Origin of the sequence: Planktothrix sp. FACHB-1355 (genome assembly GCF_014748295.1) — a bacterium.
Lineage (GTDB): Bacteria > Cyanobacteriota > Cyanobacteriia > Cyanobacteriales > Aerosakkonemataceae > Aerosakkonema > Aerosakkonema funiforme_A.
In genome coordinates, this window is sequence record NZ_JACJUP010001263.1 from 1 (window position 1) to 1,918 (window position 1,918).

The following is a 1,918-nucleotide window of genomic DNA, read 5'->3' on the forward strand; positions in this document are numbered from 1 at the left end:
TCGACAACTCAAACGACTGCTGCCGCAGGCTTAAGATTGTTGATGATATTTTCCATGTATTCGGCAATTTGCGCTTGTTTGTCGGCAGAATTCGTTTCTATGTAAACGCGCATCAGCGGTTCTGTTCCCGACGGACGCAGCAACACCCAACTACCTTCTTCTAAGTAGAGTTTGATACCGTCTTTGCGACCAACTTCTTTCACTTTAACCGTTGCCACTTCTGCGGGTGGATTTTTAGTGAAAGAGTCGATGACAGCAGCTTTGTGCGCGTCATCGAGGTGCAAGTCGAGGCGCAGGTTGTAAAGTGGGCCATTAGCTTCGGCGATCGCTTCTTCCACCAGCTGACTCAGCGGTTTTCCTTCGTAAGCAACAGCTTCTGCTACCAGCATATCTGCCAAAACGCCGTCTTTTTCGGGAATATGACCGATAATGCTGAGTCCTCCCGATTCTTCACCACCGATCAGCACCTGCGTCTCGCGCATTTTCTCGCCGATGTATTTGAAACCTACTGCGGTTTCGTAAAGTGTCAAACCGTACTTAGCAGCAAAATTATCCAGCAAGTGCGTGGTAGCAACCGTGCGAACGATCGCACCTGTTTTGCCTTTATTCTTGACCAGATGACGCGCCAACAACAGCAACACCGTGTTGGGGGTAAGCACGTTTCCTTGTTCGTCTACAATACCAAAGCGATCGCTATCTCCATCCGTCGCCAAACCCAAATCTGCGCCATCTTTCTTGACCGCATCGACTAACTCTACCAGTTGTTCCCCTTTCGGTTCCGGCATTCCGCCACCAAACAAAACATCGCGGTAAGTGTGGAAACTTTCCAAATCGCAACCGCAATGTTGCAACACCGTATCCAGGTAGCCGCGAGAGGTAGAATAAAGCGCATCGTATTTGACCTTCAGCTTAGCGCTGCGAATGCGCTCCACATCAAGCAATGTGTAAATGAATTCCAGATAAGCCGGTTTCGGGTCAAAAGTCGATATTTTGTCAGAATTGCTTCCCGATGGCGGCGTATCCGTAGCACCTTCAATATTTGCTACAATCGTATCCGTAATTTCCGGTGTAGCTGGCCCTGCATAATCGGGGATGTACTTAATACCGCAATAGGGCGCTGGGTTGTGACTGGCGGTGAACATGAGCGCCCCAGCCGAGTTGAGATGCTTGGCATTGTAAGCAATTACCGGAGTCGGGCAATCGCGATCGACTATTTTTACCGTCCAACCGATCTCAGCGAGAATCTGAGCCGCCGTGCGAGCAAATTGATCTGCCAAGAAGCGGGTATCGTAAGCTACCAGAACAGGTCTGTCTTTAGAATAAGCTGACTCCAGGTAACTGGCGATCGCTCGCGTCACCTTACACACATTAGGGAATGTGAAATCATCAGCGATAATCCCCCGCCATCCATCCGTACCAAATTGAATCTTTTTCGAGCTGCTGCTAGCACTCATTTGAGCCACGTCCTGTCACTTCACCATCCATAGTATAGGAAGCGTGTCATTCAGGAGACAGCAGCAATAGGCGTAAATTGTTGGAATGCACGTTATGGCATCCAAAAGCGATTTGAACTGCCATTGTTTATTCTTCCGGATAATGTGGCGGCCCTTTTTGAGGTCTTATTCCTCCTGCCATAAATTTTCGCAATCAGCCAAATCGGCCACAGGAGCGTAATCCCAGCGGCAACAAATCTTCTCGAGTTACCTCGCAATTGCGACTCTTCCAGGGGGTTGAAATCTTTCCGGTGGGCAAGATAGCAAATCAAACCGGAAAAAGTGTAAGAGGCTGCTACGTAGGCTAATAGCATTGCAGTCACGGGGAATACCTTGGTTTTGCAGTAGAGGAGTGGTGATTTAGCTAGCAATTCGTCTGGCCATAGCCCATCTCCCGAAGGAGATGGGCCAGACAAGTTTGTTAA

Annotated in this window: 2 protein-coding genes; both read right to left on the reverse strand. The window is 49.0% G+C overall.

Annotation, left to right across the window (positions count from 1 at the left end):
- Window positions 1-8: 8 nt before the first annotated feature.
- The gene (locus H6S82_RS31445; protein WP_190461980.1) at window positions 9-1,454 is read right to left on the reverse strand and encodes a phosphoglucomutase/phosphomannomutase family protein; all 1,446 of its coding nucleotides are present in this window, start codon (window positions 1,452-1,454) and stop codon (window positions 9-11) included.
- A 92-nt stretch (window positions 1,455-1,546) separates the two neighbouring features.
- On the reverse strand, window positions 1,547-1,918 hold a 372-nt coding region (locus tag H6S82_RS33155), incomplete at its 5' end, for a hypothetical protein (protein ID WP_206756924.1).